Origin of the sequence: Actinokineospora spheciospongiae (genome assembly GCF_000564855.1) — a bacterium.
GTDB lineage: Bacteria > Actinomycetota > Actinomycetes > Mycobacteriales > Pseudonocardiaceae > Actinokineospora > Actinokineospora spheciospongiae.
In genome coordinates, this window is sequence record NZ_AYXG01000074.1 from 22,768 (window position 1) to 35,284 (window position 12,517).

Annotated in this window: 15 protein-coding genes and 1 pseudogene; 10 read left to right on the forward strand and 6 right to left on the reverse strand. The window is 72.1% G+C overall.

Features of this window, described 5'->3' with window-relative positions; genetic code table 11:
* Positions 1 to 53 precede the first annotated feature (53 nt).
* Positions 54 to 539 (reverse strand): annotated as a pseudogene (locus tag UO65_RS34500) (peptidoglycan DD-metalloendopeptidase family protein); the annotation flags it as partial.
* A 362-nt stretch (positions 540 to 901) separates the two neighbouring features.
* Between UO65_RS34500 and rpsB the strand changes: the two are divergent.
* The 5 genes from rpsB (at position 902) to UO65_RS09640 (ending at position 5,016) form a co-directional block, all read left to right on the forward strand.
* The gene (rpsB, locus tag UO65_RS09620) at positions 902 to 1,771 is read left to right on the forward strand and encodes a 30S ribosomal protein S2 (RefSeq protein WP_035280831.1); all 870 of its coding nucleotides are present in this window, start codon (positions 902 to 904) and stop codon (positions 1,769 to 1,771) included.
* A 91-nt stretch (positions 1,772 to 1,862) separates the two neighbouring features.
* Positions 1,863 to 2,678: a translation elongation factor Ts gene (tsf, locus tag UO65_RS09625; protein WP_035280833.1), complete on the forward strand. Its 816-nt coding sequence runs from the start codon at positions 1,863 to 1,865 to the stop codon at positions 2,676 to 2,678.
* Between the two features lie 80 nt (positions 2,679 to 2,758).
* On the forward strand, positions 2,759 to 3,502 hold the full coding sequence (gene pyrH / locus UO65_RS09630; protein ID WP_110082011.1) for a UMP kinase: 744 nt from the start codon (positions 2,759 to 2,761) through the stop codon (positions 3,500 to 3,502).
* Positions 3,503 to 3,519: 17 nt separating this feature from the next.
* Positions 3,520 to 4,077 carry a ribosome recycling factor gene (frr, locus tag UO65_RS09635; RefSeq protein WP_035280835.1) on the forward strand — a complete coding sequence of 186 codons (558 nt, stop codon included), beginning with the start codon at positions 3,520 to 3,522 and terminating at the stop codon, positions 4,075 to 4,077.
* A 30-nt stretch (positions 4,078 to 4,107) separates the two neighbouring features.
* The gene (locus tag UO65_RS09640) at positions 4,108 to 5,016 is read left to right on the forward strand and encodes a phosphatidate cytidylyltransferase (RefSeq protein ID WP_084175425.1); all 909 of its coding nucleotides are present in this window, start codon (positions 4,108 to 4,110) and stop codon (positions 5,014 to 5,016) included.
* 3 nt (positions 5,017 to 5,019) lie between these two features.
* Here UO65_RS09640 and UO65_RS09645 read toward each other — a convergent pair whose 3' ends face one another.
* Positions 5,020 to 5,862, reverse strand: a complete 843-nt coding sequence (locus UO65_RS09645) for a VOC family protein (protein WP_035280839.1) — start codon at positions 5,860 to 5,862, stop codon at positions 5,020 to 5,022.
* Positions 5,863 to 5,947: 85 nt separating this feature from the next.
* On the opposite strand from UO65_RS09645, the gene UO65_RS09650 reads away from it, so the two are divergent.
* Positions 5,948 to 6,688, forward strand: a complete 741-nt coding sequence (locus tag UO65_RS09650; protein ID WP_110082010.1) for a class I SAM-dependent methyltransferase — start codon at positions 5,948 to 5,950, stop codon at positions 6,686 to 6,688.
* 54 nt (positions 6,689 to 6,742) lie between these two features.
* Here the strand turns inward: UO65_RS09650 and UO65_RS09655 are convergent, their stop codons facing one another.
* Entirely contained in the window at positions 6,743 to 7,450 is a 708-nt protein-coding gene (locus UO65_RS09655) for a PadR family transcriptional regulator (RefSeq protein WP_233427507.1), read from the reverse strand.
* 160 nt (positions 7,451 to 7,610) lie between these two features.
* Between UO65_RS09655 and UO65_RS09660 the strand changes: the two genes are divergently transcribed.
* From UO65_RS09660 to UO65_RS09670, 3 genes are all read left to right on the forward strand, one after another.
* Positions 7,611 to 8,216 carry a hypothetical protein gene (locus tag UO65_RS09660; protein ID WP_152552039.1) on the forward strand — a complete coding sequence of 202 codons (606 nt, stop codon included), beginning with the start codon at positions 7,611 to 7,613 and terminating at the stop codon, positions 8,214 to 8,216.
* A 35-nt stretch (positions 8,217 to 8,251) separates the two neighbouring features.
* Positions 8,252 to 9,355: a dual-specificity RNA methyltransferase RlmN gene (rlmN, locus tag UO65_RS09665; RefSeq protein ID WP_035280842.1), complete on the forward strand. Its 1,104-nt coding sequence runs from the start codon at positions 8,252 to 8,254 to the stop codon at positions 9,353 to 9,355.
* Between the two features lie 71 nt (positions 9,356 to 9,426).
* Complete coding sequence (locus UO65_RS09670) at positions 9,427 to 9,777, forward strand: hypothetical protein (RefSeq protein WP_035280844.1); 351 nt, start codon at positions 9,427 to 9,429, stop codon at positions 9,775 to 9,777.
* A gap of 46 nt (positions 9,778 to 9,823) precedes the next feature.
* Here UO65_RS09670 and UO65_RS09675 read toward each other — a convergent pair whose 3' ends face one another.
* From UO65_RS09675 to UO65_RS09685, 3 genes are all read right to left on the reverse strand, one after another.
* Entirely contained in the window at positions 9,824 to 10,312 is a 489-nt protein-coding gene (locus UO65_RS09675; protein ID WP_035280846.1) for a beta-class carbonic anhydrase, read from the reverse strand.
* A gap of 130 nt (positions 10,313 to 10,442) precedes the next feature.
* Positions 10,443 to 10,715, reverse strand: coding sequence for a DUF2631 domain-containing protein (locus UO65_RS09680; protein ID WP_035281011.1), 273 nt, complete (start codon positions 10,713 to 10,715; stop codon positions 10,443 to 10,445).
* Between the two features lie 105 nt (positions 10,716 to 10,820).
* Positions 10,821 to 11,087: a GlsB/YeaQ/YmgE family stress response membrane protein gene (locus tag UO65_RS09685; RefSeq protein ID WP_035280849.1), complete on the reverse strand. Its 267-nt coding sequence runs from the start codon at positions 11,085 to 11,087 to the stop codon at positions 10,821 to 10,823.
* Between the two features lie 199 nt (positions 11,088 to 11,286).
* Here UO65_RS09685 and dxr point away from each other — a divergent pair, with 199 nt between their 5' ends.
* Positions 11,287 to 12,516, forward strand: coding sequence for a 1-deoxy-D-xylulose-5-phosphate reductoisomerase (gene dxr, locus UO65_RS09690; protein WP_035280850.1), 1,230 nt, complete (start codon positions 11,287 to 11,289; stop codon positions 12,514 to 12,516).
* Position 12,517: the final 1 nt, after the last annotated feature.

Here is a 12,517-nt window from a genome sequence, read left to right on the forward strand (position 1 = left end):
ACCGGCAGCAGCCGGACCCGGGCGGGCCGGACCAGCAGCAGCGGGTCCAGGTACCCCGCGCCCCGCCGCAGGCCCCAGTGCAGGCACGCCGGTGCCGCCGGGCAGCCGCCGTGGCCCGGCAGCAGGACGCCGAGGGGGTCGCCGAGGCGGACCCGGACCCCGGCGGCGACCGCCGCGCCCACCGGTTCGTAGGTGGTGCGCAGGTCCGGGTCGTGGTCCACCGACACCACCCCGCGCCCGGCGACCTGCCCGGCGAACGCGACCACCCCGGCCCCCGCCGCCAGCACCGCCTGGCCGGGGGTGCCCGGCAGGTCGACGCCGCGGTGGCCGGGGCCGTACGGCGAGGCGGGCGGCTCGAACGGTCGCGCCACCACCGGCGGCGGTGCCAGCGGCCAGCCGAAGCGGGCGGTCGGCGGCCCCGCGCGCGGGGCGGTGCCGGAAGCGGGCGGCACCGCGAACAGCGCCACCACGAACAGCGCCACCAGCAACGCGACGGGCAGCACCGGCAGCAGGGTCCGGGAGCGCGGGTCAGCGGTCATGGGACCAGGCTGGCGGGCGCCGGGCGCGGTGTCAGCCCCCGGCGCGGGCCTGTGGACAACTCAGCGGGTTGGGGACAACCCGGGCTCCGATTCTTCGGCTGACCGTGTCCCGGCGTACACTTCCGAGCGCATCCGGTGGCGACACTGGATGACTTCGCGTGCAGTGCGCTCCGCGGTCGACTCAGGGCCGCGAACACGGACGTCCGGCGGTCCCGGTGGGTGCTCGATCCGAGCAGCCGGCGGGTCCGGTCGTCCCGCACCGCACCAGGGCGGTGGACCACCGGTCCACGGCGACAACCGAGAACGCGCGACAGGGCCCCTCGGCCCCGTCGTGCCCGGAACGAAGAGGTGCGAACCCGGCCATGGCCGTCGTCACCATGAAGCAGCTGCTGGACTCCGGCGTGCACTTCGGGCACCAGACCCGACGCTGGAACCCGAAGATGAAGCGCTACATCCTCACCGACCGCAACGGTATCTACATCATCGACCTGCGGCAGACGCTGACCTACATCGACCGCGCGTACGAGTTCGTCAAGGAGACGGTCGCCCACGGCGGCCACATCCTGTTCGTCGGCACGAAGAAGCAGGCGCAGGAGGCCATCGCCAACGAGGCGCTCCGCGTCGGCATGCCCTACGTGAACCAGCGCTGGCTGGGTGGCATGCTCACCAACTTCACCACCGTGCACAAGCGCCTCCAGCGCCTCAAGGAGCTGGAGTCGATGGAGCAGACGGGTGGCTTCCAGGGTCTCACCAAGAAGGAGATCCTGATGCTCACCCGTGAGAAGGACAAGCTGGAGCGCACCCTCGGCGGTATCCGCGACATGGCGAAGGTCCCCTCCGCCATCTGGATCGTGGACACCAAGAAGGAGCACATCGCCGTCGGCGAGGCGCGCAAGCTCAACATCCCGATCGTGGCGATCCTCGACACGAACTGCGACCCGGACGAGGTCGACTACCCGATCCCGGGCAACGACGACGCGATCCGCTCCGCCGCGCTGCTGACCAAGGTCGTGGCCGAGGCCGCCGCCGCCGGTCTGATGGCCCGCTCCGGTGCCCGCGGTGGCGGTTCGGACAAGCCGGAAGCCGGTTCCGAGCCGCTGGCCGAGTGGGAGAAGGAGCTGCTCGTCGGCGCCGAGACCGCCGCGGCCGACGGTCAGCAGGCCGTCGCCGCCGTCGACGCCGCGACCCCGGACGCCGCTCCGGCCGAGGCCCCCGCCCCGACCGAGTCCTGATCCCGATGGGGCGGGGGCCCGGCGACGGGTCCCCGCCCCACCAGCACCTCCACGCGCGCAAGTCAGAAATAAGAAGGACGGAAAAGACGCGATGTCGAACTTCACCGCGGCCGACGTCAAGAGGCTCCGGGACCTGACCGGCGCCGGGATGATGGACTGCAAGAAGGCGCTGACCGAGACGGACGGCGACTTCGACAAGGCCATCGAGATCCTGCGCATCAAGGGCGCCAAGGACGTGGGCAAGCGCGCCGAGCGCGCCACCGCCCAGGGCCTGGTCGCCGCAGCCGACGGGGTCATCGTCGAGCTGAACTGCGAGACCGACTTCGTCGCCAAGAACGACGAGTTCATCGAGCTGGCCGACCGGATCGTCGCCGCGGGCAAGACCGCCGGTGCCGCCGACCTCGACTCGCTCAAGGCCGCCCCGCTCGGCGAGGGCACCGTCGAGGAGGCCGTGCAGGCCCTCTCGGCCAAGATCGGCGAGAAGCTGGAGCTGCGCCGCGCGGCCGCCTTCACCGGCACCGTCAGCACCTACCTGCACCGCCGCTCCTCCGACCTGCCGCCCGCCGTGGGCGTGCTGGTCGAGTACACCGGTGGGGGCGAGGAGGCGGCCCGCGCCGCCGCCATGCAGATCGCGGCGATGAAGCCCCGCTTCGTCACCCGCGACGAGGTCCCCGCCGACCTGGTGGCCAGCGAGCGCCGCATCGCCGAGGAGACCGCCCGCGAGGAGGGCAAGCCCGAGGGGGCCCTGCCCAAGATCGTCGAGGGTCGGGTCAACGGCTTCTACAAGGACGTCGTCCTGCTGGAGCAGTCCTCCGTGCTGGACTCGAAGAAGACCGTCAAGGCCGTGCTGGAGGAGGCGGGCGTCACCGTGACCCGCTTCGCCCGGTTCGAGGTCGGCCAGTCCTGACCGAGGGCCACGACGTGACCGACGCTCTGCCCCGCCCCCGGACCCCGAGGGCGGGGCAGAGTCACGAGGAGGGTGTTGACGTGACTGCCAACGACGGCGCGATCCGCGACGGCGGCTTCAAGCGGGTGCTGCTCAAGCTCGGCGGCGAGATGTTCGGCGGTGGCAGCATCGGGGTCGACCCCGACGTGGTCCTCACCGTCGCCCGCCAGATCGCCGACGTGGTGCGCGGCGGGGTGCAGACCTCGATCGTCATCGGCGGCGGCAACTTCTTCCGCGGCGCCGAGCTCAGCCAGCGCGGCATGGACCGCGACCGGGCCGACTACATGGCGATGCTGGGCACCGTGATGAACTGCCTGGCGCTGCAGGACTTCCTGGAGAAGGAAGGCATCGACACCAGGGTGCAGACCGCCATCACCATGGGCCAGGTCGCCGAGCCCTACATCCCGCGCCGGGCCGAGCGGCACCTGGAGAAGGGCCGAGTGGTGATCTTCGGCTGCGGGGTCGGCATGCCCTACTTCTCCACCGACACCGCCGCCGCCCAGCGCGCCCTGGAGATCGGCTGCGAAGCCGTGCTGATGGCCAAGGCCGTCGACGGGGTGTTCGACGCCGACCCCAGGACCACCCCCGGCGCGAAGATGTTCACCGAGATCACCCACCGCGAGGTGCTCGAACGCGACCTCAAGGTCGCCGACGCCACCGCGTTCAGCCTGTGCATGGACAACAACATGCCGATCATCGTGTTCAACCTCCTGACGGAGGGGAACATCGCCCGCGCGGTGCGTGGTGAGAGGATCGGCACGCTGGTCAGTACGCCCACCGCGTGAGTAACGAGGAGCCCCCCTTGATCGACGACACACTCTTCGAAGCCGAGGAGAAGATGGAGTCCACGGTCTCCGTGGCCCAGAACGAGCTGGCCTCGATCCGGACCGGCCGGGCGAACCCGAACATGTTCTCCCGGATCGTGGTGGAGTACTACGGCGCGATGACCCCGCTCAACCAGCTCGCGAGCATCGCGATCCCCGAGGCCAGGATGGCCGTGGTCAAGCCGTTCGACGCCAGCCAGCTCGGACCGATCGAGAAGGCCATCCGCGACTCCGACCTGGGCGTGAACCCGTCCAACGACGGCACGATCATCCGGATCGTGATCCCGCAGCTCTCCGAGGAGCGCCGCCGGGACATGGTCAAGATCGCCCGCGGCAAGGGCGAGGACGCCAAGGTCTCCATCCGCGGCGTGCGGCGCAAGGCCAAGGACGAACTCGACCGCCTGGTCAAGGACGGCGAGTCCGGCGAGGACGACGTCACCAGGGCCGAGAAGGAACTGCAGAACCTCACCGACAAGTACGTCGCGCAGATCGACGAGATCGTCAAGCGCAAGGAAGCCGACCTCCTCGAGGTCTGACCCCCTCGGGGGTGCGGAGGGGAGAGCGCGATGGCCGGACCGGTGGGAGAGCTGGAGCATGGATCACTCGAAGAGGTCGCGGGGGGTGTCCCGGTGACCTCGACGGCCGCCGAGGGGGCGCCGAAGGCCTCGCGGGCGGGGCGCAACCTGCCCGCCGCGATCGGGGTCGGGGTGACGCTCGGGGCGGTGGTGCTGCTCTCGCTGTTCCTGGTCCGGCACGTGTTCATCGGCGTCGTGGCGCTCGCCGTCGCCGTGTCGACCTGGGAGCTGGCGGGCGCGCTCAAGCGCGGCGCGGGCATCGCCGTGCCGCTGTGGCCGGTGCTGCTGGGCGGCCAGGCGATGGTGTGGCTGGCCTGGCCGTTCGGGCGGGCCGGGGTGTTCGCCGCGTTCGCCGTCACCGTCCTGGTGTGCCTGCTGTGGCGGTTGCGCGGCGGCGTCGACGGCTACCTGCGCGACACCAGCGCGGCGGTGTTCGCACTGGCGTACGTGCCGCTGTTCGCCTCGTTCGCGGCGATGCTCGTCCTGCCCGATGACGGCATCTACCGGGTGGTGTGCTTCCTCATCCTGGTGGTCAGCTCCGACACCGGCGGCTACATCGCGGGCGTGCTGTTCGGCAGGCACCCGATGGCCCCGGTGATCAGCCCGAAGAAGTCCTGGGAGGGCTTCGCCGGGTCCATGGTCGCCGGGATCGCCGCGGGCGCGCTGACGGTGACGCTGCTGCTCGACGGGCAGTGGTGGCAGGGCGTGCTGTTCGGCATGGCGCTGGTCCCCACCGCGACGCTGGGCGACCTGGTGGAGTCGGTGATCAAGCGCGACCTGGGCGTGAAGGACATGGGCACGCTGCTGCCCGGTCACGGCGGCCTGATGGACCGGATGGACTCCCTGCTGCCCTCGGCCGTGGTGTCCTGGCTGCTGCTCGGCCTCTTCGTACCCGCCTGACCCTCAGTCGTCGTAGTCCACCGGGGCGCCGATCTCGTCCTCGACCACGACCGGCAGCGCGTCGGTGCGGTCGAGCACGGTGAACTCCGCGCCCGTGGTGTCGGCGAGCACGGCGGCCCGGCCGAACGGGGAGTCGAACGGCGGCACCACGACCCGGCCGCCGAGCTGCTGGGCCCGGCTCGCCACCCGGTCGGTGCCCGAGAGCGGGTCGACCTCGAAGAAGACCATCCAGTGCGGCTCCTGCTCCGGCGGGAACTCCGACCCCATCCGCAGCCTGCCGAGCACCTCCTCGCCGCGCACGACCCAGCTCGTGTAGTCGAAGGCCTGCCCGTCGCCCATCTGGACGACCTCGTAGTCGAACAGGGCGCTGTAGAACGCGTCCGCCGCCGCCCCGTCCCAGGTGTTCAGCTCGGCCCAGGTGAACGCGCCGGGGAACCCGGTGCCCAGCCGCAGGTCGCGGTCCCGGCGCCAGAAGCCGATGGCGGCCCCGCTGGGATCGGCGGCCACCAGCAGCCCGCCCTGGCCGGGGACCTCGGTCGGTTCGCTGAGCACCGCGCCGCCGAGCTGCACGACCCGCTCGGCGGTGTTCGCGGTGTCGCCGACGGACAGGTACAGCGTCCACCGGTTCGGCTGCTCGCCCAGCGGCACGTGCAGGCCCGCCACCGGCACGTCGTCGACGTAGGCCATGACGTAGCCGTCCTCGCCCACGCGGAACGCCCAGCCGAACAGGCCCGCGTAGAACTCCGACGCCGTGCGCGGGTCCGGTGTGGCCAGCTCCACCCAGCAGGGCTTGCCGGGCATACCGTCCGGGATCTCTTCGAGTGCGCTGATCGCGTCCATCGACATGATGACGACCTCCTGGCCGCCGACGTTAACCCGATCGAGTGGTCTAGTCAGCCGCCGAAAGCACGCGGTGTGCTTTGCTGTCGCCATGGGGTTGATGTCACGCATCGTCACGTCGCTGCGGGCGGGGTCGGTGCTGCCCAGCCCCAACATCTGGCACTGGCCGGACCTCTACGAGGCCGAGAACCGCGCCCAGGACGTCGACGGTTCGATTTGGTCACTCCTGGACAGCCTGTGCCCGTGGAATGGTGACGTTCTCGACATCGGCTGCGGTGACGGTTTCCACCTGCCCAGGTTCGCCGAACGCGCACGCAGCGTGCTGGGCGTGGAGCCGCACCCCCCGCTCGTGGAGCGGGCGGTGACCAGGATCGCGGGCCGGACCGGCGTCGCCGCCGTCCTGGGGTCCGCCCAGGACCTGCCGGTCGCCGACGGGTCCTTCGACGTCGCGCACGCGCGCACGGCGTACTTCTTCGGCCCGGGCTGCGAGCAGGGCCTGCGCGAGGCGGACCGGGCACTGCGCCCCGGCGGCACCCTGGTCATCGTCGACCTGGACGGCCTGTACGCCCCGTACGGGCGCTGGCTGCGCGCGGACCTGCCCACCTACGACCCGGTCGAGGTCGACCGCTTCTTCGAGATCGAGGGGTTCACCCGCTACCGCGTGAGCACGACGTGGCGCTTCGCGGACCGCAAGACCCTGGAGGCGGTGCTGCGCATCGAGTTCTCCCAGCCGGTCGCCGCCCGGGCCATCGCCGAGACCCCCGGCCTGGAGATCCCGGTCGGCTACCGGGTCCTGACCCGCCGCAAGCCCACCGGTCTCATCCTCCGCTGAGCCCTCCGGCAGCGGGGTCCGGCGGTCACCCGCCGGACCCCGCGGACCCGGTGATCACTCCGCGGTCGGGGTCGAATCGGACTCGCCGAGGAGGGCGTAGAGGTCTCGGCGGGCGTTGTCGAGGATCTCGACCGCGCGGGACTTCTGCTCCGCCGAGGCGGCCTGCGCCACGGCTTGCGCCGCGCCCATGATCTGGCCCAGGGAGTTGCGCAGGGTGTGCTCGACGGGGTCGACGCCCTGGTTGACCTGCTCCCACGGCGGGGTGTCGCCGAGCCTGGCCGCGGCGGCGGCGCCCTCCTCGGTCAACTCGAACAGGCGCTTGCCGCCCTCGCTGTCGACGCCGCGGACGAGGCCTTCGTCGGCGAGCAGTTGCAGGGTGGGGTAGACGGAGCCGGGGCTGGGCTTCCAGTAGCCGCCGCTGCGGGCGGCGATCTCCTGGATCATCTCGTAGCCGTGCATCGGCCGTTCGGTCAGCAGCGCCAGCAGGGCGGCGCGCACGTCGCCCCGGCCGCGCCGGTGCCCGCCCCGGCTGCCGGGGAACGGGCCGCCGCGCCCGTCTCGGCCGCCGGGAAATGGGCCACCGCGCCCGTCCCGGCCGCCGTGCCCGCCGAAGGGCGGGAAGGGGGCACCGGGCGGGAACGGGGGGAAGGGCGGCGGGGTCATCTCGGCCTCCGGGTCGAAGTGGGGGCCGTGGCCCGCGAAGGGGTGGCCGTGGTGGTCGTGTCGGCGCCAGGGTCCGCGCCGGTGGTCGGTGGTTCGCATTGTTCACTCCTGGGTTCTGGCTGTGTGTTGTGGTTGTCGCCAGCGGTAGCTCGCGATAGGTCAACGATATATCGGAAGCTATCGTGATGCAACGATGAGTATCGGTGACCGCTGTCATACTCGGGGGAACCCCGCTCGGGGCGGACGCGTCGGAGGCGGCATGAGGGTGGGAATGGCGGCGGTGCTCTGCGCCGCGCTGCTGGCCGCAGGCTGCGCCCGGCCGACCTCGGGGACCGCGGTCGCGGTGCGGGAGGCCGACCCGACGGCCACCACGTCGGCCCCGCCCGAGGCCGACCCGGACGACGTGCGCTGGATGGAGAAGTTCTGCGGCACCGGCAAGCTGCTGGTCACCGCCGCGGAGACCACCCAGCAGCCGACGAGCTCCAGCGACCCCGCCGTGCTCAAGAAGCAGTTCCTCGACACGACCGGCAGGTTCATCGGCGTGCTCGACGCGGCGCTGGCCGACTACCGCTCGCTGGTGCCCTCGCCCGCCCCGGAAATCGACCCCAACCTCGGCAAGCTCATCGACGGCCTGGCCCAGGGCCGCAGCGCCGTGGCCACCGCCCGCGACGAGGTGACCGCAGCGGAGCCGCTGACCCCCGAGGTGTACGGCTCCGCCATCGACCGCTTCGGCACCGGCCTGCGCGGCTTCGAAGCCGCGCTCACCGCCGTGGACAACATCGACCTGCCGGACCGGCTCAGGGACGCGGCCGCCGCCACCGAGAACTGCGAGCAGGGCGAGGCGGTCCCTCCGACGACCCGGTGAGAGCACACCCGCGGGCGTGGGAGAATGGACTGGTTATGACCTCACTCCCGCTCGTCTTCGACGCCCCCAAGCGCGGCCTGCCGCCGCGCCACCTCGCCGACCTGTCCACCGAGCAGCGGCGCGACGCGGTCACCGACCTGGGGGAGAAGGCGTTCCGGGCGAACCAGCTCTCCACCCACTACTTCGCCAGGCTCACCGCCGACCGCGACGCGATGACCGACATCCCGGCCGCCAGCCGCGACCGGCTCGCCGACGAGCTGCTGCCCCCGCTGCTCAGCGTCGTCCGGCACGTGGCCTGCGACGACAACACCACCCGCAAGACGCTGTGGCGCGCGCACGACGGCACGCTGGTCGAGAGCGTCCTCATGCGCTACCCGGACCGGGTGACGCTGTGCGTGTCCAGCCAGGCCGGGTGCGGCATGGCCTGCCCGTTCTGCGCCACCGGCCAGGGCGGCCTGCAGCGCAACCTGTCCACGGCCGAGATCGTCGACCAGGTCCGCGCCGCCGCGGCCGCGATGCGCGACGGCGAACTGGGCGAACCGGGTCGGCTGTCGAACATCGTGTTCATGGGCATGGGCGAACCGCTGGCCAACTACCGCCGGGTCATCGACGCCGTGCACCGCATCTGCGACCCCGCGCCCGCGGGCCTGGGCATCTCCCAGCGCTCGGTCACCGTCTCCACGGTCGGCCTGGTCCCGGCCATCCGCAAGCTCGCCGAGGAGGGCCTCAGCGTCCGCCTCGCCGTCTCCCTGCACACCCCGGACGACGAGCTGCGCGACACCCTGGTCCCGGTCAACACCCGCTGGAAGGTCGCCGAGGTCCTCGACGCCGCCCGCCTCTACGCCGACCGCACCGGCCGCCGCGTGTCCATCGAGTACGCCCTCATCCGCGACGTGAACGACCAGCCGTGGCGCGCCGACCTGCTGGGCAGGCTGCTGCACAAGCACCTCGGCCCGCTGGCGCACGTCAACGTCATCCCGCTCAACCCGACCCCGGGCAGCAAGTGGGACGCCAGCCCCAAGCCGGTCGAGCGCGAGTTCGTCCGCCGGGTCAACGCCCAGGGCGTGTCCTGCACGGTCCGCGACACCCGCGGCCAGGAGATCGCCGCCGCCTGCGGCCAGCTCGCCGCCGAGGGCTGAGTAACGCCTCAGCGGGTGGGTGCGACGCTGGGGGAGTGCTGATCGAGTCGGGGTTTCGGACATCGCCGGGTGTGTCCCGGCACCTGGTCGCGGCCGTGGTCGGGGCGGTGCGGGGCGCGGGGCGGTTGCGCGACCGCGGGCCCCGGGCCATGGCGAGCGTGCGGACCGACACCGGGACGGCGGCGGTCGTGGCCGACGCGGGCGGTGGGGTCCTGGCCGCGTTCCTGGTCGGGGGCCGGTGGTCGGCGTGGGTGGACCTGGAGCTGCCCGGTCGGGCCCGGGACGTGTCGGTGGCGAGCCCGGAGGGGGACGTCGTCGACTACTACGCGGTGACCGACGACGGGGTGTTGTGGAGCAGGCGGCGGGAGCGCGGGGCGCTCGGGCCGTGGCGGGCTGACCGGGGCGGCTCACCGCGGCACTGACGGTGAGCCGCAGCCGCAGGCGGGGCCCTGGTGGTCCCGACCGGGGTCAGGAGACCTCGTTGAGCTTGCCCGTCGCCACGTCGAAGACGAAGCCGCGGACCTGGTCGGTGTGCGGGACGAACGGGCTGGCCTTGATCCGGGCGACGGACTGGCGGACGTCGCCTTCGAGGTCGCCGAACGCCTCCGCCGACCAGGTGGGGCGCACGCCCGTGTCCTCCTGGATGCTGTCGCGGAAGTCCTGGTCGGTGAAGGTGAGCATCCCGCAGTCGGTGTGGTGGATGAGGATGATCTCCCGGGTGCCCAGCAGCCGCTGGCTGATGGCCAGCGAGCGGATCTCGTCCTCGGTGACCACGCCGCCCGCGTTGCGGATCACGTGCGCCTCGCCCTCGGCGAGGCCGAGCGCGCCGTAGACGTTGAGCCGGGCGTCCATGCAGGCCAGCACGGCGACGCCCTTGGCGGGCGGCAGCGGCAGCGGCCCGGAGAAGGACGCGGCGTAGGTGGCGTTGTTGGCGAGCAGTTCGTCCGTGACGGACATGGGGTGCCTTCCTGTCGTTGCGGTGACAGGTCAGACACAACTGCGCTCATGCGCATGTGGCAACGGGTGCCCAGCACGTGGTCGGGCGCCCCCGCCCGGTGGCCGGGCCGGGGGTGCTGCGGTACAAGCCTCAGCGGCGCCAGGCGGTGCGGCTCTTGTGGATCTTCCAGCCGATGCCCGCGAGGATCAGCACGCCGGTGCCGATCAGCCAGATGTCCTCGGTGTGCGACTCGTGGTTGCCGATCAGCATGGCGAACATGGCCAAGCCGACGAACACCCCCGAGATCAGGGTGCCCTTGGGGAAACCGCCGTGCCAGCCCCACGCGGCGGACGGCTCGTCCACCGGGCTCACCGTGTTCGCGGCCTCGGTCGACTTCCGCTTCTCCAGCCCAGTGCCCGCCACGTCACCCTCCAACGATGAACTGTCGTCCTGCACCGCAATCGTCCCACACCGGGACGCGCCGAGGGCGCCACGGTGTCCGTGGCGCCCTCGGGTGTGACAGGGGTCTTACGCGCGTGCCCGGTTCCCGGTGACCAGGCGGTAGATGCCCAGCAGGATGATCGAGCCGAGAATGGCGAGCAGCCAGGTGCGGATCGAGAAGAAGGTGGAGAGCCCACCACCGAAGATCGCATTCCCGATGAACCCGCCGATAATGGCGCCGACAACGCCGAGGATCATCGTGATGATGATGCCACCCGGGTCCTTACCAGGCATGATGGCCTTGGCGATGAGACCGGCCAGCAAACCGAGAACAATCCAGCCGATGATGCCCATCGAAGCTCCTTCCTCATGACCTCGGGCGTTCTCGCCGAAGTCTTTCCGTGCTGACGGTGAGATGCCCATATCCCGTTCGGTCTAAGCGCGGATCGGGAACTTTTTTCGGGGTTGCGCCGAACGGTCGTATCCCGGGGCGCGCACGGGGGCACCCCGGTCGCGGACCGTGTGTGCGGGGACAGGCCGGGCGTCGGGAACAATGACCGGGATGACACTTCCCCCCGCGCGCGGTGACGACGACCCGCGCTCCGTGCTGCTCCTGGGCTCGACCGGGTCCATCGGCACCCAGGCGCTCGACGTGGTCGCGGCCAACCCCGACCGGTTCACCGTCGCGGGCCTGGCCGCCGGTGGTTCCGACCCGGCGCTGCTCGCCGAGCAGGCGGTCCGCCACCGCGTCCCCGCCGTCGCGGTCCCCGACCCGGGCGCGGCCGAGCAGGTGCGCGACCTGCTCCGACCGCACGGCGTCCGGGTGCACGCGGGCCCGGACGCGCTGCTGGAGCTGATCGGCGCCGAGCCCGCGGACGTGGTGCTCAACGGCGTCACCGGCTCCCGCGGCCTGGCCCCCACGCTGGCGGCGCTGGCCACCGGCGCCCGGCTGGCCCTGGCGAACAAGGAGTCGCTGATCGCGGGCGGCTCCCTGGTGCTGGCCGCGGCCGAGCCCGGGCAGCTCATCCCGGTCGACTCCGAGCACTCGGCGATGGCGCAGGCGCTGCGCGGCGGTCGGGCCGAGGAGGTCGACCGGCTCGTGCTCACCGCATCCGGCGGGCCGTTCCGCGGGCGCAAGCGCGCCGAGCTGGCCGGGGTCACCGCCGAGCAGGCGCTGGCGCACCCGACCTGGGCGATGGGCCCGGTCATCACGGTCAACTCGGCGACCCTGGTCAACAAGGCGCTGGAGCTGATCGAGGCGCACCTGCTGTTCGGGGTGCCCTACGACCGGATCGACGTGGTCGTGCACCCGCAGTCGATCGTGCACTCCATGGTCACCTTCACCGACGGCTCCACGCTGGCGCAGGCCAGCCCGCCGGACATGCGGCTGCCGATCGCCCTGGCGCTGGCCTGGCCGGACCGGGTGCCCGGGGCGGCCAGGGCCTGCGACTGGTCCACCGCGAGCGAGTGGACCTTCGAGCCGCTCGACGACGAGACCTTCCCGGCGGTGCGGATCGCCCGCGAGATCGGGACCGCGGGCGGGTGCCTGCCCGCGGTGTTCAACGCGGCGAACGAGGAGGCCGTGGCCGCCTTCCTGCGAGGCGACACCACCTTCACAGTAATTGTGGACACTGTGTCGAGGGTTCTCGACGACGCCAGCGCCTGGACGAGCGCGCCGCGCGACGTGGACGAGGTGCTCGCCGCCGAGCACTGGGCCCGTGTCCGGGCGCGCGAACTGCTCGCCGCGATAGCCGGCCCGGTCTCCGGGCAGGGAGGGAACTGAC

What these genes read in the sequence shown, in the direction of transcription:
- rpsB (WP_035280831.1), top strand. Translation starts at nt 902, where the DNA reads ATGGCCGTCGTCACCATGAAGCAGCTGCTGGACTCCGGCGTGCACTTC.
- tsf (WP_035280833.1), top strand. Translation starts at nt 1,863, where the DNA reads ATGTCGAACTTCACCGCGGCCGACGTCAAGAGGCTCCGGGACCTGACC.
- UO65_RS09640 (WP_084175425.1), top strand. Translation starts at nt 4,108, where the DNA reads ATGGCCGGACCGGTGGGAGAGCTGGAGCATGGATCACTCGAAGAGGTC.
- UO65_RS09645 (WP_035280839.1), bottom strand. Translation starts at nt 5,862, where the DNA reads ATGTCGATGGACGCGATCAGCGCACTCGAAGAGATCCCGGACGGTATG.
- UO65_RS09650 (WP_110082010.1), top strand. Translation starts at nt 5,948, where the DNA reads ATGGGGTTGATGTCACGCATCGTCACGTCGCTGCGGGCGGGGTCGGTG.
- UO65_RS09655 (WP_233427507.1), bottom strand. Translation starts at nt 7,450, where the DNA reads ATGCGAACCACCGACCACCGGCGCGGACCCTGGCGCCGACACGACCAC.
- UO65_RS09660 (WP_152552039.1), top strand. Translation starts at nt 7,611, where the DNA reads ATGAGGGTGGGAATGGCGGCGGTGCTCTGCGCCGCGCTGCTGGCCGCA.
- rlmN (WP_035280842.1), top strand. Translation starts at nt 8,252, where the DNA reads ATGACCTCACTCCCGCTCGTCTTCGACGCCCCCAAGCGCGGCCTGCCG.
- UO65_RS09675 (WP_035280846.1), bottom strand. Translation starts at nt 10,312, where the DNA reads ATGTCCGTCACGGACGAACTGCTCGCCAACAACGCCACCTACGCCGCG.
- UO65_RS09685 (WP_035280849.1), bottom strand. Translation starts at nt 11,087, where the DNA reads ATGGGCATCATCGGCTGGATTGTTCTCGGTTTGCTGGCCGGTCTCATC.
- dxr (WP_035280850.1), top strand. Translation starts at nt 11,287, where the DNA reads ATGACCGGGATGACACTTCCCCCCGCGCGCGGTGACGACGACCCGCGC.